This window comes from Marinobacter manganoxydans MnI7-9 (genome assembly GCF_000235625.1).
Taxonomy (GTDB): Bacteria; Pseudomonadota; Gammaproteobacteria; order Pseudomonadales; family Oleiphilaceae; genus Marinobacter; species Marinobacter manganoxydans.
This window is the reverse complement of record NZ_AGTR01000044.1, coordinates 1-18548: the sequence shown is the minus strand read 5'-3', so window position 1 is coordinate 18548 and position 18548 is coordinate 1. Positions and strand designations below refer to the sequence as shown.

The window sequence follows — 18548 nt, the reverse complement described above, 5'->3', positions numbered from 1 at the left end:
GGGTCGCCATTTTTTTGTCGCTGCAATGCGTTTGTCATCAGATTGTCTTCTGTCTGACGCAGTTATGTCACCTTGCCTCAATAACGTGTGTCGTGAACCAACACACTTTAAAAGACGAGGCGAATATGGAACTGCGTAAATCCCTCCTTGGTACCGCCATACTGGCAACAGTTCTCGGCCTTGCCGGCTGTGACGGCGACGACGGCACAGACGGTGCACCTGGCACCAGTCAGACGCTCATTGAGCTGAATGTGGTGGGCTCCTATCAGGCGGAAGGAGAGGTTTTTGACGAGAGTGCTGCCGAGATTGTCGCCCACGACCCCTCGAATCAGCGACTATTCGTAGTGAATGCCCTCGCCAGTACGATCGATGTGCTCGATATCAATGATCCAGCGATGCCTGTGAAACTGAGCACGATTGACGCCACAGCTGAGGGTGCTGCTGCAAATAGCGTCGCGGTTTATGGTGATCTTGTCGCCGTAGCCATTGAAGCCGAGAACAAGCAGGCAAATGGCAAGGTTGTGTTCTACAACAGCACGGACCTCAACAAAGTTGGTGAAGTTGTGGTTGGCGCGCTGCCCGACATGGTGACCTTCACGCGGGATGGCATGAAAGTGCTGGTTGCCAACGAAGGCGAGCCGAGTGACGACTATAGCGTCGATCCTGAAGGCTCAGTCAGCATTATTGATCTGTCCAACGGCGTAGCGTCTGCCACCGTGACCACCGCCGATTTCACCGGTTTCAATGCTGACCAGGCGGACCTGGTAACCGCGGGCCTGCGGGTCTTCGGCCCAGGCGCCACACTGGCCCAGGACATGGAGCCGGAATACATAGCCGTATCTATCGACAACACCAAAGCCTGGGTAGCCCTGCAGGAAAATAACGCCGTGGCCGAACTGGACATCGCTGCCGGTGAAATCACGGCCATCGTGCCGCTTGGCTTCAAGGACCACGGCATCATCGGCAACGAACTGGACGCCAGCAACCGTGACAGCGGTATCAACATTCGCAACTGGCCAGTGAAAGGCATGTACATGCCCGACGCCATCGCAAGCTACGGCTACAACGGTAAAACCTACTACATCACCGCCAACGAGGGCGATTCGCGGGATTACGATGGCTGGACCGAAGAATTCCGCATGGGCGACCTGACCTTGAACCCAGCCGGTGAGCTGGCGGCCATAACCAATCTGTTGGAAGACGAAAACCTGGGTCGTCTCAACACCACTTCCACCATGGGCATCAGCAACGGCTGCGACCCATCACAGCTGCCCGCTGAACTCGGCGACCTGAACGGTGACACCAATGTGGACGTGGACGACGTCAAGTTCTACGTGGAAAACAGCTGCGAATACGACACCCTGTACAGCTATGGGGCACGCTCATTCAGTATCTGGAGCGCTGAAGGCCAGCGTGTTTTCGACAGCGGCAGCGAATTCGAACGAGTCACCGCTAGCCTGATCCCCGACAACTTCAACGGCAACAATGACGAAAATTCCTTCGACAATCGATCGGACGACAAGGGCCCTGAGCCGGAGGCGGTGGCCGTAGGCATAATCAATGGCCAGACTTTCGCGTTTATTGGATTGGAGCGAGTTGGCGGCATCATGGTCTACAACGTTACTAATCCCCAGAATCCGGAGTTTGTCCAATATCTGAATAATCGAGATTTTTCGGTATCCCAGGCGGATCTGGAGGCGGGTATGGCCGGTGATCTTGGACCGGAAGGCCTGGCGTTCATTTCTGCGAATGACAGCCCCAGCGGTAAGCCAATGCTGGCGGTTGGCAACGAAGTGAGCGGCACCACGACGCTGTACAGCATCGACGTAATTGAACTGACTGCAAACTGAGTTCTGACCCTGAAATAAACCCGGAAGCATCATGATAGGTGCTCCCGGGTTTTGCTTTTCGCCTCAGACAGCAACTTTCAACGGTGGCACCTCCTGGTGCAGGAACCACTTCTCTGTAACCACCTTGCGGGTAAACCAGTGGGAGCGCATCAGGCTGCTGGCCAGAGGCATCTTGACCCAGTCAGGAACCTGCCAGCCCTGGTCTGGCTCGGAGGCGCGAGTGCCGAAGCGTTCGGCAATGGCATCACCGTAAATCTGCAGGGAGGAGGCTGAGTAGTCGGTGGCCTCGCCGATCACATCGGCTGCCAGAAGGGCGGATTCGATCGCCGGCCGTATACCCTCGCCACTCTGGGTGTAGGCGAGGCCAGCGGCGTCGCCAATCAGCATCACACCGTCGTCCACCAGTGGTCTGTCAGCATGGGCGTAGAGCAGATAGGCGTGGCCCTTGAAGCGTCCGGGCAGGTCCTGTGGAATCCGGCCGGTGGATTTCATTTCCTCAACAAACGCTTCCAGATGCCCTGTCAGCTTGTGGTTGTCTTCCCGGCCCAGGCCAATATTCAGGAAATTGCCCTTACGGAACACCCAGGCATAGCCCTTCAGGTCCCGACAGAACCAGAGTTCGGGCGTATCGCCCCGGGCCAGGCAGGCTGAAGCCTGGTCCGGTGTCATTTCAAATTCAACCTCTTTGGCCGCCACAACGGTTTCATGGCCACCGGGGCCATCCCCCAACAATCGCGCAACCGGGCAGAAGTGACCGCCGGCACCAACAATAAGAGGCGCTTCCCAGGTGTCATTGACGACCCAGTTGCCGTCTTTACGAACGATGGATTTGACCGGCGTGGCCAGCTGTTTTGGCGCGTTGACGCGGCTGAGCAGGTAGTCGTCAAATTCACACCGGCGAATACCATAGCTGACTACGTCACCGTGATCGTTCTCCACGGCCGGCTGGCCCATCATCCCGATGCGAAACCGCCGGATGGGTTGCAGGGTTCGCCCGTGGGAGTATTCCTCCGGGTCAATGTTCAGGGTCTCCATCACGGCAGGCGTAACCCAGCCTGCGCAGGTCTTGTCCCTGGGGAAGTTCTGTTTATCAATGATCAGCACTTTTTTGCCGCTGTTTTCGAGGGCGCTGGCCAGGGTGGATCCGGCAGGGCCGGCCCCAACGATGATCAGGTCGTAGTAGTCCATCAGGCCTCCTCGGGTGCCGCAGGAAAGTCGTAAAGATCCCGTCTGTTCCGGGGAAGTTGGTTATTGTCGCCATGGCTGAAGACCACCTGGAACAGCTGCAGAGAACCTGCCCGGAAGGCGGCGATGGAACCGGCCAGATACATGCGCCAGGCCCGGGTGAAGTGGCCGTCGTACATGGCAGTGACCTTGTCCTCGTTCTGGTTGAAGCGCTCCATCCAGTGACTCAGGGTCTGGGCGTAATGCAGGCGCAGGTTCTCGACGTCCAGGACTGAAAAATCGCCGTGCTCACAGATCTGCATGAATTCGCCGATGCTCGGCGGATAGGCACCCGGGAAGATGCGTTTCTCGATCCATGCGTTCATCAGCATCGGGCGGTTGCGGCCAATGCTATGCAGCAGGGCAATGCCGTCAGGCTTGAGGCTGCGTTTGATCAACTCGGACAGGGCCTCGTAATTCTCCTTGCCCACGTGTTCGAGCATGCCGATGGATACGAAGGCGTCGTATTGCCCGCTGATGTTCCGGTAATCGTCCTCGATATACTCCACCAGATGATCGAGCTCCTGCTTGCGAGCTTCTTCTCGGGCAAACGCGAGCTGTTCCCTGGAGATGTTGTAGGAATGGACCTTCACGCCGTAATTGCGGGCCATGTAGCGGGCCAGGCCACCCCAGCCGCAGCCGGCCTCGACCACCGTCATGCCTGGCTTTAACCGGAGTTTGCGGCAAACGTGCTCGAGTTTGGCTAGCTGGGCCTGTTCAAGGCTCAGATCCGGCGTCTCGTAGTAGGCGCAGGTGTACTGCATTTCGGCGCTGTCCAGCCAGAGCTGATAGAACTCGTTGCCCAGATCATAGTGATGGTGAATGTTTTCCTTGGCTTCCAGGATGCCGGTGGATCGGGGGTTGTGGTTGCGCCACAGGGCCTCCAGCCATTTCGGCCACTTCTGACGCGCCTGGTGAACGGACCGGTAAAGGGTTTCCATCAGGTCCGGCAGGTCACCTTCCACCTCCAGGCGACCGGCGCTGTAGAGGTCTCCGAACGCCAGGTTGGGATTGGTTACCAGCGCATACAGGGCTTTGGGGTCGGTCAGATGCAGGGTGAACTGCGCGTGTTGGCCCTCCGGTTCGATCACATCGCCGTTCCAGAGCCGGAAGCGCAGCGGCGGTGATCCCGCCATCCGCATGAGCTTGGCGATCAGCCAGCGCTCGTAAGTGTGCGGTGACCGGTCCACGTGGGTATTTTCCAGTGGCAGGGTCAGAACATGGCTTTTGGATTCTTGCCCGTTGTCACGGGTTTTCTGGGCAGTGCTCTGGTTCATGGACTCCGCTCTCCCTTGATAACCTCAACATCAATGTTTTTGTCGATGCGCGCGCGCCAGGGTTCCCGAATACCAGTCTGAGAATCGCCGGTTGTCCGTTCAGTATAGAAAACAGTGAGATTTTGTCAGGTTGGCTGAAAATAGAGGAAAACTATTGGAAGGATAGCGAAGAGCGAAAATAGGCGGATAAAAAAATGCCGGGCCCAGGGCCCGGCATTATTCGGGTCAGTATGAGGAGCTCATACCAAACCATTCAGGGAAAATCACAATCAGCGCCAGCACGAACATCTGTATCAGGATGAAGGGCAGTACGCCTTTATAAATATCGGTCGTTCGCACTCCCGGCGGTGCGACGCCTTTGAGGTAGAACAACGAGAACCCGAACGGTGGCGTAAGGAAGCTCGTTTGCAGGTTCATGGCGATCAGGATGGCGAACCAGAGCATGTTGATGCCCAGAGCTTCCGCCACCGGGGCAAGGATCGGCACGATGATGAAAGAGATTTCAACGAAGTCGATGAAGAAACCCAGTACCAGAATGACCACCATGGCCAGAATGATGAAGCCCCACTTCTCGCCGGGCAGCTGGAGCAGCCACTCTTCCAGCAGATAGTCGCCGCCGGTGTAGCTGAACACCATGGAGAAGGCTGTTGCACCGATCAGGATCGCGAAGACCATGGCGGTCACCTTCACAGTATCCTTGGATGCATCCCATACCATCTTGAAGGAAAACTGGCGGTAGATGATGGCCAGAACCACGGCGCCAACCCCGCCAAGAGCGGATGACTCGGTTGGCGTGGCAATGCCGGTGAAGATCGAGCCCAGAACCACCACAATCAGTGCCAGCGGCGGGATGATCGCCAACAGCGCATTGAAGACTTCCTTTTTACGGGACACGCCTGGCTCATCCGGCATGGCCGGCGCGGTTTCAGGTTTCAGTCTGGTCAGCACCAGGATGTAGATGATGTAAAGCCCCACCAACACAACGCCGGGCCAGACCGCGGCCTTGAACAGATCCCCAACCGGAAGGCCAAGGACATCGCCCAGAATAATAAGGATGATGGATGGCGGCACGATCTGACCGAGGGTGCCGGACGCACAGATGGTACCGGTGGCCAGTCTCTTGTCGTATTTATGCGCCAGCATGACCGGCAGCGAGATCAGACCCATGGCAACCACGCTGGCGCCTACAACACCGGTAGAGGCGGCCAGCAGTGCACCGACCAGAATCGTCGAGATAGCCAGGCCACCGGGCAGGCCACCGAACAGACGGCCCATGGAGGTCAGAAGTTGTTCCGCCAGCCTGGTGCGTTGGAGCACCACGCCCATGAAGATAAACAGCGGTACTGCCATCAGAACGGTGTTCTGCATCACGCTCATGATGCGATAGGGCATGAAGGCAAAGAGATCCATGCCCTCGGCGAAAATTCCGAAAAACAGCGCAACGCCACCGAAGGTGAATGCAACCGGGAAGCCCAGCATCAGCATCAGCAGGGCCACACCGAACATAATCATACCGATCATGCGAGGCCTCCTCCGCTGTGTTCACCTTCATACTCCTTGTCCCCCGCCATCACTCGTACGGCGTAAGTCGCCATATTGAGGCCGGCAATACCGATGAAGACGGCACTGACAGGGATAACGGATTTGATAATCCATCGGTGCGGCAGCCCGCCCGGATCACCGCTACCTTCACCCATGCTGTAAGAGTCGAGGGCGAAATCGTAGCCGTAAATGCCGATCAGATAAGCGAAGGGAATGACGAAAATGAAGGCGCCAACAAGGTTGACCCAGGCCTTGGCCTTGTTGCTCCATTTGGTGTAGAAAACGTCGACCCGAACATGACCATCCGTGCGCAATGCGTAGGGAATACCCAGCAGGAACACCACAGAATAGAGGTGCCACTCCATTTCCTGCATGCCGATTGAAACGTTGTTAAAAGCGTATCGGGCCACTACGTCGTAAAAGACGTTGGCTGCCATCAGTATCATCGCGACACAGGCAACCCAGCCACAGAAGATGGACAGCCGGGCAAGCCCGTCGTCCAGTTTGATAATCCACCGCATTGATGATCCCCCGCCAGACGGACTGGCGCTTTTATCCGTTGCTATAAACGACAAAACCGGGATCACTCAGAGAGCGATCCCGGCTCCGTTAAAGCCTATATCTTACTCGACTTCAGCCATAGTGTTGAGGTAGGCGCGCTCAGAAATGTTGGTGTAAGCGCGGCTCTGCTCAAGATAGTTCTGCTGGGAGTCGATAATCTTGGCAGCCATATCGCTTTCAGCAGCTGCTTCTTTCAGCAGCTTGTTGTTGGCTTCGTACATGGCGTCAAAGATTTCGTCTGGGAAACGCTTGATCTGGACATTCGGGTACTCTTCGCGAATATTAGCCCAAGCTTCTGCGTTGGCGTGCTGGGAGTGAACCAGCATGTCGTAGGACGCAGTGCGCATGGCAACACGCATGATCTCCTGCAGGTCCGCTGGCAGCTTGTCCCAAACCCGCTTGTTCACAAGGAACTGGAGTTCGGTCGCAGGCTCGTGCCAGCCGGTATAGTAGTAGTCGGCGATCTGCTGGAAGCCGAGACGCAAGTCCAGGGCAGGACCTACCCACTCAACAGCATCGATGGTGTTGCGTTCCAGAGCAGTGTAAAGCTCGCCCGGGGCGATGTTGGTCGGGTTAACGCCAACTTCTGCGAACACTTCACCAGCGAAGCCAGGGATGCGCATTTTCAGACCCTGAAGGTCTTCCAGCGAGTTAATTTCCTTGCGAAACCAGCCGCCCATCTGAACGCCGGTGTTACCGCCCGGGAACGACAGCATGTTGTGCGGCTCGTAGACTTCCTGCATCAGCTCCATGCCACCGCCGTGGTAGAACCAGGCGTACTGTTCCATGGCGTTCATGCCAAACGGCATACTGGTGAAGAACAGGGTCTCTGGAACCTTGCCTTTCCAGTAGTAGGATGCGGAATGGCCCATGTCGTACTGACCAGCCTTGACCATATCAAACACGCCCAGCGGGGCTTTGTGCTTGTTGGCGGAATCGATGCGGACTTTCAGGCGTCCGTCAGACATTTTCTCGACGGTTTCGGCAAAACGCTTGGTGGTGTCACCGAAAATCGGGAAGTTTGGCCCCCAGGTTTCTGCAAGGCGGAGTGTGAAGGTATCTTGGGCGAGCGCCTGCGAGGAGGCAAAGGTTGTTGCCACAGCCAGCACAGCCGCGGAAAGAACAGAACGGATCTTCATTGCTCTTCTATCCTCTTATCTTTTTTGTGGGTCGAGCGTCTCCCCTTTTGGGGAAAATCACTCTTAATGCTAGTTCACGTTAGCAATTATCGTTAACAAACGAAATCAAAAACCGCTTGGTGTACGACCTTGGTCGTACGGCGGATCAGATGTCGTCCATGCGGCTGATCTGGCTCGACAGTCGCATGGCCTCGTGCTCTTCGAGGGAAAGCAGATCCTCAAGCAAGGCCTTGGCCTCGGGAATCTCTGCCTTGCCAATCAGGGAATCGTAGAGATCCATCACCTGGTCGTGGAACTGGAAGATTTCCCTGGCAATATCCTGAAAGCTCATTGACGCGTAGTGCGTGTAGGAGTCAGCACTGGCCCTAATTGGTTTGTGGTTCAGGTAGTCGTACATGCGGGTATTGAGAGCCTTCGGATCAGCCTGTTTCTCGAATTCCCGTACGGCTTTCTCGAGAATGGTTTCGTGGCTGGACAGGTAGTCGAGGAGGGCGCTGGCTCGCTCGTCGTTGTTGAGCTTGGCGGACTCTTTCAGGCACCTTGCAAGATGCGCGTGCAGTTGCCTCGTCCATTCGATGAGATCCTCGAACGTTTTTATTTCCATTGAGTTGCTCCTTGTCGGGCAGTTCGGTTGTAGTTGGCTTTACCGGTGAGTCTAGTCAAACTTGGAGATTACAGGGTACCTGAACCGGGCCCGGGAACCAGCGGAGCGGAAATCGGCCATGGCAACGACACTCGGCATCATTGAAGGATTTTACGGCCCCATGTGGACCTGGCAGGAGCGGCGGCAACTGGTTCGCACCCTGGCGCCCCATGGTTACGGATTTTATCTCTATGCCCCGAAGGCGGATGTTTTTCTGCGTCGGAAGTGGCAGCAGCCGCACCCGCCGGCGATGGCCGCGGAGCTGGCCGATTTCTCGCGCTTTTGCCGTAACGAAGGCGTTCGTTTTGGTGTCGGCCTGAGTCCGTTCGAGGTGTTCAACCGGTTTGACGACGAAGCCAGGGCGTCGCTGGCAGAAAAACTCGCCCTGCTGGAGCGCATCGGGATAGATGAGCTGGCGATTCTGTTCGATGACATGCGGTCAGACACTCCGGACCTTGCCGGTACCCAGACGGACATTGTGCACTGGGTCCGTGACCGTACTTCAATCAAACAGCTGAGTGTCTGTCCCAGCTATTATTCCGATGATCCGGTTCTCGACCGCGTGTTCGGGGAGCGTCCGGCGGATTATCTGGAGACGCTCGGGCGCAAGCTGGACCACTCGGTGAACGTGTTCTGGACCGGAGAGGAAGTGTGTTCCCGGGAAGTGTCACCCGGCCATCTGAAACGTGTCGGAGACCTGCTTGGCCGCAAGCCGGTGCTCTGGGACAACTACCCGGTCAACGACGGCGACCGGATGTCGCAACATCTGCACCTGCGAGCCTTCACCGGGCGACCGGCGGCCAACGCGGCGCACCTTGCCGGCCATGGTATCAATCCGGCCCTGCAGCCAACGCTGACGGCCATCCCGGCTATCACGCTGGCGGAGTCCTATCGCCTGGGGCCCTCCTATCAGTACGGCCAGGCATTCCGCCATGTCGCCCGCGAGGTGCTGGGCAGGGAGTTGGCAGCGCAGCTGCATGCGGATTTACTGGTGCTGCAGGACGCCGGCCTGGGCCGGATCAGTGATGAAAAGCGCCAGAGCCTTCAGCACACCTACGATGCCTTTGACCACCCTGCAGCCAACGAGATTCTGCGCTGGCTGGCGGGTGAATATCAGGTGACCGATGAGATGGTGGCCACGCAGTAGGCGGTTGGCCTAGCGAAGGTAATATTCGACGGTTGAGACTACCCGGACGGTTTTTACCGGCTGTTGCTGCTCCATAATGCCCGGCGCCTGATCCCGGGCCAGAATCTGGAAAACGCCCTGATTGGCGCGTCGCAGCCCCCCGAGTTCCGCTTTCGCATCCTGGGCGAACTGGTCGGCAGCTTCCCGGGCCGATGCCGTTGCCTCGGCAATCATCTCCGGCTTGATGTCGTTGAGCCCGTTAAATACGTACGTCGGGCCGGGCGGGCCGTAGTCCGAAGACAGCACCACTCCGGAGTCCACCAGTTCACTGACACCCTGGGCTGCCTGCCGGATTCGGTCGATGTCAGTACTGCGCACCATCAGCGTCTGGCTGATGATGAACTTCTGCTCTCCGTTGTTGGCCTGGTAGGGGTTGGCCCGGGTATCGGTAACATCCAGGCGCTGGAGTTCGACCGCATTCTGGTCAATGGCCTGCAGTTTGAGGAACGCCATGATCGCGTCCCGGCTGCTTCTGGCCCTTTCCTGGGCTTCACTCAGGGACGCACCGGTGGCGAGAAAGCGGATCGGCCACAGGGCCAGATCGGCATTCACTTCCCGTTCAGCCACACCTTTAACGGTCACGTAGCGGTCGCCTGTGCGCAGATCGGTCAGGCCATTGCCAATCAGGGCGGCAGAAATGATGGCACTGACGCCGAGAATCACTGAGGCAAAAAGTTTCATGGGGTGTCCCTGTATTACGTCACCGGAATGTTCCGGAAAGCGTCCGGTGTCTGGCTGCTATCCTGAGGTCATGGTCAAGATTAGCGTTTCACGCCCCAAGCGAAAAGGAAGGAAACATGACGGTTGTGAAAGTTGAGTGCATCAGAGGAAACATTGCTGAACAGCAGGATATGGATGTGATCGTCAATGCCGCCAACGCCGAACTTTTGCCAGGGAGTGGCGTGGCAGGCGCCATACACAGCGCCGCCGGACCGGGGCTGGCAGAGGAGTGCCGGGCTCTGGCGCCGATCAGGCCGGGGCAGGCAGTCATCAGCTCGGCTCACGAGCTGCCAAACCAACACGTAATCCACTGTCTGGGGCCGGTTTACGGGGTCGACGAGCCATCCGACCGTTTGCTGGCTGAGTGTTTCAGAAATGCCCTGTTGCTGGCAGATCGGCATAAGCTGACGTCCATCGCTTTTCCTGCCATCTCCACCGGGGTTTTCGGCTATCCACTGCAGGATGCGGCGGCAGTGGCCATGAAGGCGGTGTCTGACACGCTGGCGGAGCTCAACTCTGTTCGCCTTGTCCGGTTTGTGCTGTTCAGCGACGAGGACCGGAAGGTGTTTGAACAGGCACTTGAGTTGGAATCGGGCCTGTCAGGCCGGTAGCCGGCCGTTTCAGTCACAGCTTTTGTCGGTCGAGCGGCGAAAGCGGGCTGTCATCGCCTCACGTTCCCGCTGGGCGTCCCGGAATTCGTCGGGCAGAGGCTGGATAAAGTAGATGAAATCACCCTTGGCGCGATTATTCTCCAGGGGCGCTTCGTTGACGTCCCAAGGCCAGAAAGCCGGGCTTACGATGGCGACCGAGATTTCAGGCGCGCGCTGTTTCAGAAGCGCCACGGTGCCCAGGCCATTTTCACTGTGAAAGGTGCCAGTCACGTGCAGTACCTGGTGCTCCGGGTGCTCTGTCCGCGCCTGAAGAATACGTGTTGCCATGGCGTTGTCCCTGAGCAACTGGGCCTTGTAGGTGTTGTCCATCCGCTCGCTCATGGTGTCGTCTGCCTGGTGGCTTGCACCGATGGCCGCCATGAACTTTTCCCGGTATTCCGGGGTGTCCATGAAGGGTTTGGCGGGTAATTTCTGTCTCAAGGTGTCTGAAATACGGTCGAGATAGCCCGGGCCCTTGCGGCCAACGCAGCGGACCACGTCGGCCGGCGCATTGGACGCGATCACCGGAAGGTCGTGCCGGCGTGCAAACTCCACCAATGGACGATAGGAGGCACGGTAATTGTCCCAGGCTTCGGCGTCTTCGATCATTTCGGTTTCGCCCGTCTCTCCCCGCAGATAACGGTTCAGTTCGTCCTGACGATCCAGGTTGAACTGCTCCATGCTGAGAATCTGCTCCGGCCGCAGCCGAAACAGGGCGCTCTGAAGCCGGGATTGCAGAAGGTGTGAGCCATGGTGCCCGTGGTATTCCCCGACAACCACAACATCGACGTCGGCTAGTTGCTGCGCCAGTTCTTCCGGAGTCAGCGCGGTCTTGTTTGCCGGGTTTACGAGCAGGGCATCGTACTGGGTTTGCGGTGCCGAATTCAGCGTGTCGGGGGCTTTCGATGAAGGCATGGCAGTGCATCCGTTCATAACAGACAAAGTGGCAAACAGCAGGATTGGCGCGATAGGTTTCATCATAGTCTTTACGTAATGAACCCCGTCAGGATTTCTTTTTACGATCTTCGCGCCAGTCCGATCCCAGTCTTTCTTCCACGTATTCCCGAATGAACTGGCGCACTTTCTGGGATGGCGTCACATCTTCCTGCTTGCACAGTTCTTCAAAGGCGGCCTTTTTCTCGGGATCGATCAGCAACGTCAGGCGGGCAGTGCGGTTTTCCATTGGGTTTTTCTTTACCTCGGGTGGCTTTCGATGATGTTAACCGTATTAACATTGAATGTGGATATAATGAGCATATAATTAGTCGTTAAAAGTTGCAATTAACGAGTCACCCATGCCGCATCGAGCCCACCTTTTTTCTCTCCGGATGGCCCACGCATTCCGGGAAGCGTGTATTGATGAGCCCTACCGGGGCCGCCGTTTCCTGCGCGATGTGATGGCGGGTTTGACGGTGGGCATTATTGCCATACCCCTGGCCATGGCATTGGCGATCGCCAGTGGTGTTGCACCCCAGTACGGCCTCTACACCGCCATTATTGCCGGGTTTGTGATCGCATTGACCGGTGGCAGCCGGTTCAGCATCTCCGGCCCCACCGCTGCTTTCGTTGTCATTCTGTACCCCATCGCCCAGAGCTATGGGCTGGGCGGTCTGCTTTTGGCCACCTTGATGTCGGGCGTTTTGCTGATTCTGATGGCTCTGATGCGACTGGGTCGTTTTATCGAATACATTCCAGAATCGGTAACCCTCGGGTTTACCGGGGGGATCGCCGTGGTGATTGCCACCCTGCAGATCCGGGATTTTCTGGGCCTTCAGGTTGGCGATATGCCCGAGCATTATTGGGACAAGCTGGCCCTGCTGACCGGTGCGCTGCCGGAATTTGATGGTATGAGTACCCTGGTGGCCGGTGTCACCCTTGCCTGCATGTTGCTCTGGCCACGCCTGAAAACCCCGGTGCCCCCGCATCTGCCAGCGGTGGTGATCGGAAGCCTGCTTACGCTCTGGTTGAATGCCCAGGGTGCTGCTATCGATACCATTGGTTCAAGGTTCAGTTATCTCCTGCCGGACGGCACCGAGGGAGCGGGTATTCCGCCGTTCTTGCCGGAATTCGCCTGGCCGTGGCAGCAGGCAGGGGCATCGGGCGAGCCCGTCGGGCTGTCATGGTCGCTGGTCCGGGATCTGCTGCCGGCAGCTTTTGCCATTGCCATGCTTGGGGCCATCGAGTCTCTCCTGTGCGCCGTGGTGCTTGATGGCATGACTGGCAAACGCCACAGCGCCAACAGCGAGCTCATGGGGCAGGGCCTTGGCAACATCATCACGCCGTTTTTCGGCGGCATTACCGCCACGGCCGCCATCGCCCGCTCGGCGGCCAACTACCGGGCCGGCGCCGAGTCGCCGGTCTCCGCAATGGTGCATTCGCTGGTCGTTCTGCTGGCGCTGGTTTCGCTGGCGGGCCTGCTGGCGTATCTTCCCATGCCGGCCATGGCCGCCCTGCTGGTGATGGTGGCCTGGAATATGAGTGAGGCCCCCAAGTCCCTGCACCTTCTGAAAACCGCGCCGCGCAGCGACATCCTGGTTTTTCTCACCTGCTTTTCACTGACGGTATTGCTCGACATGGTCATTGCCATCACCACCGGCGTCCTGTTGGCGGCGGTCCTGTTCATGCGGGAAATGGCCCAGATGACCCGGGTTACAGATATCGCCCAGAGCAAACGGATTGCAGAATCCCGGCTGCCCGATGGCTGGCAGGTGTTCAAGATAAACGGCCCCCTGTTTTTTGCCGCTGCGGACCGGATTTTCGGGGAACTGGCAGTGCTCGCCCGGAACGCCCGCGGATTCATTCTGTACATGGACGGCGTGACGATTCTCGATGCCGGCGGGCTGTCCGCTTTGAACAAGCTTATTGCTACCTGTGAACGGGACGGTACACAGATTGTGATTGCCGATCTTCAGTTCCAGCCTTTGCGCACCCTCGCTCGTGCCGGGGTTGCGCCGATCGCTGGCGTTAGCTGCTATACTTCCTCCCTGGACGAAGCTTTGCGTCTGATCAGTTGCCCTGCGTCTGAAACTGATCGGGCTTCCGGATAAAAACCTGATTCCATCCGTTTCCGGATGGTCTACCCTGACGCGACGAAAATACTCTCTTCAAGAGGACTGCCATGCTGCCTTTCCGGCTGATCGACCGAGTCAAATTCATACTGGAACGCCAGCTCGTCAAAGGCGCGGGATTTCAGCTTCTCGTGGTCGGTGTCTTCATTGGCCTGATCTCGTTAATCGGTGGCCTGCTTGTGGTTCCCCAGGGCGGCGACTTCGAAGATCCGGGCTCTGCAATCTGGTGGGCGTTTCTTCGGTTGACCGATCCAGGTTACCTGGGTGACGACGTTGGCACCTGGCAGCGCTTTGTTTCGACCCTGCTGACTATTAGCGGCTATGTGGTGTTCATGGGCACTCTGGTGGCGATCCTGACACGGTGGTTGATCGCTAAAATGGCGGATCTTGAGAGAGGCCTTACGCCGGTTACGCTGAAGAATCATGTGGTGGTGCTGGGCTGGACCAGCCAGACCCTCCCGTTGCTCTCCGAGCTGTTGGGCTCCAGTGGCCGGGTGCGCCGTTTTCTGGAAAAGCACGATGCCCAGAAGCTCAACCTCGTGGTGTTGTCTGAGGAGGCGTCTGCAGCCCAGGTTCATGAGTTGCGCACCGAGCCTGGTATCGGGCGCCGGGCCCGCCAGATCATCCTGCGATCGGGATCCGCAATCCAGCCGGATGCCCTGCACCGGGTGGCTTGCCTGGATGCAGCGGCGGTTATCGTGCCCAGCGCGGCCCACGAAGCTGGCAGCCTGGTCACATCGGACGTGGAGACGGTCAAGGCGCTGCTGTCCATTGCCGCCCAGGCTCGTCAGTACCGGTCCCCCTTGCCGTATGTGGTGGCCGAAATTCAGGATGTGCGCAAGCTGCCGGTTATCGAGAGAGCGTATCCCGGTGAGGTGGAAGTGTTTGCCGGTGATGCCTCGATCAACTCGCTGATTGTTCAGAATATCATTCACCCCGGGTTGTCGGAGGTCTACAACGAACTGCTGACAGGTTCAGACGGCAACAGCATCTATGTTCGGGGTGGTGAATCGATTGCGGGCCTGTCGCTGGCGGAACTGGCGTCGGAACGGCCGAATGTGGTTGTTCTGGGTTTACTGCGCCCGGTTGGTAAAGGCTGGGATGTCCGGCTGATTGTGCCTTCCGCCACGCGGATCGAAGCGAATGACCGGGTGATTATGATGGCCAGGGAGTATTCAGAAACCGAACCGAATGCGAAATGGCCGTCATTGCCCCCGATCGATCGGCTTCAGCCCAGGGTGGCTGTTCGCAGCGGTGCTGGCCTTGAAAAGCGGGTGCTCGTGCTTGGCTGGAACCGGCGCGTGCCCGGTCTGGTGGCGGAATTCGGAAGTTACAGCCATCAGTCTTATTCGCTGGATCTGGTCTCGGTAGTGCCCGCTGCGGAACGGTCATTGGCGATTTCCCGCTATGTGGGCAATCAATCAACGGTGAACTGCCATCATGTAGAAGCGGATTATATGGTGGAGGGAGAACTGCGGCGGCTTGATCCGTCTTCCTACGATTCAGTGATTCTGTTGAGCAGTGATCGTCTGGCCTCAGGGGAGGAAGCCGATGCCCGGGCGATGGTCGGTTACCTGCAGCTCGAAGATATTCTGATGGAGAAAGCACGCCGTCCGCACCTTATTCTTGAACTCAGTGACCCGGACAATCGGCCATTGTTGTACGAACACCGCAGCGAGATGCTGATCAGTCCGATGATTCTCAGCCATATCCTGGCCCAGGTCGCGTTGCGCCGTGAGCTGAGAGTGGTGCTGGATGAGTTGTTTACGGTGGGGGGCGCAGAAATCCAGTTCAGAGATCCCGGGGATTACCCGCTACCGGGCAGCGTCGATTTCCATTTGCTGGAACGCATTCTGGCCGATGAGGGCGAAATTGCACTGGGCGTGTTCCGGCAACAGGCCGACGCCCAGGGACGTCACCTGCATTTGAATCCGCCACGGCGTGAGTATCTGGACCTGCAACCAGGTGACCGCCTCGTGGTTCTCAGCCTGACGGACTGAAACCCGCGGCATGAGTGCAGTCACCGGGGCACTTGCTGCTCCGGTGACTGGTTCGCCCAGCACTTACTCGATCTTGATCTGCCCGTTGTTCACCAGGGTATCGATAAACTGCTCTGAGGTTTGCCCGTCCATGGATACGCCGCTTAGCAGAATGGACTGCTGGGCATTGTCTGCGCTGTCTGCCAGCGCGCCATCCTTGTTTACATACAACACCGTGTCGCCGTTTTCCTCCTGGGCCATCAGGAAATCGGTCACGGTTGCTGCCGTGGCATCCTGAAGCAGATCGTCCAGAGCCAGTTGGTCACCTTCGCCGGTACCGGTATAGCCGTTGGTGCCGTCGATGGTGAAGTCAGTCACCAGATCGCGCGGAGCATCGGCCGCATCTTCGTCGCCCAGCTCCCAACGGAATACATCGGCACCGAAGCCACCGGTAAGCACATCACTGCCTTCGCCACCGGTCAGCGTGTCGTTACCAATGCCGCCCTGCAGCACGTCATTGCCTGCATTGCCCTCAAGGCTGTCGTTGCCCGCATACCCCCGGACCAGGTCATCGGTTGCGCCACCAGCGAGGGTGTCATCCGAGCCGGTGCCACCGACGGTTTCTTCGGTCTGGTCAACGCTTACCGTGACGTTTTCAGTCACCGATGCCTGAGATCCGTTCGAGGTTTCGGTAGATGTGGCAGTAACGTTTAAGCCCAGGTCACCGCTGTAGCCTTCTGCGGGCAGCAGGAACAGGTTCTCAAGCTCACCGGTAGTCAGTGACCAGGTGCCATCGGCGTTTTTGGTACCTGCCGACAAGGCGCCATCTGCCGGAATACCCGAGATTACAATATCCAGGGTTTCCGAGCCGTCCTGATCGGAAAGCGCGGCGTTGATGTCCAGTGCGACAGGAGTGCCGTAGGTGCCGGCCAGGCCGGGAACCGTGTACGAGGGCGTCCCCAGTTCAAGCGATGAGTCTTTGTTTGCATCCCGGCCGTTCAGCACCATCCACTGGAACTGGTAGGTGCCAGACTCCGTTGTGGTGTAGCTGTAGGAGCCCTCGGTCACCTGCTTCGGCAGCTTGTTTTCGGACGAGTCGACCAGGATCGCTTCCCGGGAACCCGACGGCGCCGTTACCACAAGCACCACCAGGTCGTTGTATCCATTGGACACCTCACCGGTCTGATCTTCGCCGTTAATGAAATCATAGCTCCACTGGACTGACATGCCAGAGGACAGCGTCTGCGTCGAGCCGGTGATCTTGCCATCCAGCACATCGACGGTGCCGGGATCGGTCACCTCCGGTCCCGATGGGTCGAAACGGTTGTCCAGGTACCCGCTGGCGACGCCCAGTTCCTGTTCCAGCTGAGCCTGGGTAAGGCCTGCGCCGGAGTCGAAATCATCAGGATCAACGATAGTGTCCTGCAGGCCCGTTGATATGACCGTTGCCCCCGCATTTGTTGAGCTTGCATCCGCGACCGAAAGCGTCGGCGCATCGGCACTTGGCATCACGTTAATGGTTGCCGTAGCGGTATCGGTGCCGCCATTCCCATCACTGACGGTGTACGAGAAGCTGGCTTCCCCGGTGTAACCCGTATCCGGGGTGAACACCACATTGCCGCTGCCATCAATCGATACTGTGCCGTTGGTGGCATTCTGCACGCTTTGGATGGTCAACGTGTCGTCGTCGGCATCGGTGTCGTTGGCCAACAAGACGCTGGGGGCAATATCCAGAGGCTGGTTCTCATCCACGACAAGCGCTGGATTTTCGCCAGTATGAGACACGTGGTTGCTGCCGAACACCTCATAGGTGCCGCCTGCGGGGCGAATATCTATGCCCAGTTCGGCTTGGCCTCCCTGATCCCAATAGACAATCTCGATCGTGTGAGGACCTTCGCCAGATAGCGTGAACTCGCTGCCAGCTCTGGTTGTGGCCGACTGATTGCGATCAGCAATGGCCACGGTCTCACCGTTTACCTCGATACGATAGCCATCGTCGGCGCGCACCTCGAACTGGTAGGTGCCCGGCGACAGCTTCAGCTCCCCGGTCATCCGGATGATGGCGTCGGAACTGTTCTCCGGATCTGTTGAAAGTGACGATGCGTCAGACCCCAGGAAGCTCTGAAGGCGGCCTTCATTCCCCAGATTTCCGCCGACTGAGCCGTAGTCCACGTTGGTGCCCACAAAGGTCGCATCCGGGGTGTTTGAGTTTACAAAGTTTTCTACCTGAGCGAGATTGGACAGGTTGCTTCCATCAGATCCGGAGCCCTGTTGATAGGCATAGTACTCACCGAGCAGGCCGTCGATCTGCAGGGCGTTGTATGTCTCGTTCTGGGCATCGGGATTGGAATTGACATCAAGCGTCGCCGTTTCAATATCGGATACGGCGTTGCCATTTCGGTCGGTGGCTGACGCGTCAACGGTTAGGGTGCCATTCACCAGGCCAGAGACATCGACATCCGAGACCGAGTAGGTGCCGTCGGCGCCAACGGTGGCCGTGGTGTTAACCACGGTGCCATCAACGTCCGTGAGGGTGATGGCAACGGTGTTCCCCAGGGCCACGTCGGAGGTGGTGCCGAAGAGGTCGATGGTTTCGTTGGCGTTGTCGACATTGTCGATGGCCAGAGTCAGATCGCCTGCTACAGCATCCAGAACGCCGGATTCGGAATCAGATACATTGTTACCGTTTCGATCAGTAGCAGAGGCGTC

15 protein-coding genes are annotated in these 18548 nt (G+C 57.9%); 5 read left to right on the top strand and 10 right to left on the bottom strand.

Annotation, left to right across the window (positions count from 1 at the left end; all coding sequences use genetic code 11):
* Positions 1 to 125: 125 nt before the first annotated feature.
* Positions 126 to 1850: a choice-of-anchor I family protein gene (locus tag KYE_RS11175; protein WP_008173325.1), complete on the top strand. Its 1725-nt coding sequence runs from the start codon at positions 126 to 128 to the stop codon at positions 1848 to 1850.
* A 63-nt stretch (positions 1851 to 1913) separates the two neighbouring features.
* On the opposite strand, the gene KYE_RS11170 is transcribed toward KYE_RS11175, so the two are convergent.
* The 6 genes from KYE_RS11170 to KYE_RS11145 all read right to left on the bottom strand — a co-directional run bounded on the left by KYE_RS11170 (position 1914) and on the right by KYE_RS11145 (position 8197).
* On the bottom strand, positions 1914 to 3038 hold the full coding sequence (locus KYE_RS11170; protein ID WP_008173322.1) for an NAD(P)/FAD-dependent oxidoreductase: 1125 nt from the start codon (positions 3036 to 3038) through the stop codon (positions 1914 to 1916).
* Complete coding sequence (locus tag KYE_RS11165; protein ID WP_008173320.1) at positions 3038 to 4351, bottom strand: SAM-dependent methyltransferase; 1314 nt, start codon at positions 4349 to 4351, stop codon at positions 3038 to 3040. The genes KYE_RS11170 and KYE_RS11165 overlap by 1 nt, the downstream gene beginning before the upstream one ends.
* A gap of 225 nt (positions 4352 to 4576) precedes the next feature.
* Positions 4577 to 5872 (bottom strand): TRAP transporter large permease, encoded by a 1296-nt coding sequence (locus KYE_RS11160; RefSeq protein ID WP_008173318.1) that lies wholly within the window; start codon positions 5870 to 5872, stop codon positions 4577 to 4579.
* Positions 5869 to 6414, bottom strand: coding sequence for a TRAP transporter small permease subunit (locus tag KYE_RS11155; protein ID WP_008173316.1), 546 nt, complete (start codon positions 6412 to 6414; stop codon positions 5869 to 5871). The genes KYE_RS11160 and KYE_RS11155 overlap by 4 nt, the downstream gene beginning before the upstream one ends.
* A 102-nt stretch (positions 6415 to 6516) precedes the next feature.
* The gene (locus KYE_RS11150; RefSeq protein ID WP_008173314.1) at positions 6517 to 7593 is read right to left on the bottom strand and encodes a TRAP transporter substrate-binding protein; all 1077 of its coding nucleotides are present in this window, start codon (positions 7591 to 7593) and stop codon (positions 6517 to 6519) included.
* 145 nt (positions 7594 to 7738) lie between these two features.
* Positions 7739 to 8197 carry a hypothetical protein gene (locus KYE_RS11145; RefSeq protein ID WP_008173312.1) on the bottom strand — a complete coding sequence of 153 codons (459 nt, stop codon included), beginning with the start codon at positions 8195 to 8197 and terminating at the stop codon, positions 7739 to 7741.
* A 118-nt stretch (positions 8198 to 8315) separates the two neighbouring features.
* Between KYE_RS11145 and KYE_RS11140 the strand changes: the two genes are divergently transcribed.
* Complete coding sequence (locus KYE_RS11140) at positions 8316 to 9383, top strand: beta-N-acetylglucosaminidase domain-containing protein (protein WP_008173310.1); 1068 nt, start codon at positions 8316 to 8318, stop codon at positions 9381 to 9383.
* A 9-nt stretch (positions 9384 to 9392) separates the two neighbouring features.
* On the opposite strand, the gene KYE_RS11135 is transcribed toward KYE_RS11140, so the two are convergent.
* On the bottom strand, positions 9393 to 10103 hold the full coding sequence (locus KYE_RS11135) for an SIMPL domain-containing protein (RefSeq protein ID WP_008173307.1): 711 nt from the start codon (positions 10101 to 10103) through the stop codon (positions 9393 to 9395).
* 116 nt (positions 10104 to 10219) lie between these two features.
* On the opposite strand from KYE_RS11135, the gene KYE_RS11130 reads away from it, so the two are divergent.
* Complete coding sequence (locus KYE_RS11130) at positions 10220 to 10753, top strand: macro domain-containing protein (protein ID WP_008173304.1); 534 nt, start codon at positions 10220 to 10222, stop codon at positions 10751 to 10753.
* Positions 10754 to 10762: 9 nt separating this feature from the next.
* Here the strand turns inward: KYE_RS11130 and KYE_RS11125 are convergent, their stop codons facing one another.
* Together KYE_RS11125 and KYE_RS11120 are read right to left on the bottom strand one after the other, a co-directional pair.
* Positions 10763 to 11707: a ChaN family lipoprotein gene (locus tag KYE_RS11125; protein ID WP_008173303.1), complete on the bottom strand. Its 945-nt coding sequence runs from the start codon at positions 11705 to 11707 to the stop codon at positions 10763 to 10765.
* Positions 11708 to 11795: 88 nt separating this feature from the next.
* Positions 11796 to 11975, bottom strand: coding sequence for a hypothetical protein (locus tag KYE_RS11120; protein WP_008173301.1), 180 nt, complete (start codon positions 11973 to 11975; stop codon positions 11796 to 11798).
* Positions 11976 to 12087: 112 nt separating this feature from the next.
* Between KYE_RS11120 and dauA the strand changes: the two genes are divergently transcribed.
* Positions 12088 to 13839, top strand: coding sequence for a C4-dicarboxylic acid transporter DauA (dauA, locus tag KYE_RS11115; RefSeq protein WP_008173299.1), 1752 nt, complete (start codon positions 12088 to 12090; stop codon positions 13837 to 13839).
* 71 nt (positions 13840 to 13910) lie between these two features.
* Complete coding sequence (locus KYE_RS11110; protein WP_008173297.1) at positions 13911 to 15860, top strand: hypothetical protein; 1950 nt, start codon at positions 13911 to 13913, stop codon at positions 15858 to 15860.
* Between the two features lie 63 nt (positions 15861 to 15923).
* Here KYE_RS11110 and KYE_RS11105 read toward each other — a convergent pair.
* On the bottom strand, positions 15924 to 18548 hold a 2625-nt coding region (locus tag KYE_RS11105; RefSeq protein ID WP_008173295.1), incomplete at its 5' end, for an Ig-like domain-containing protein.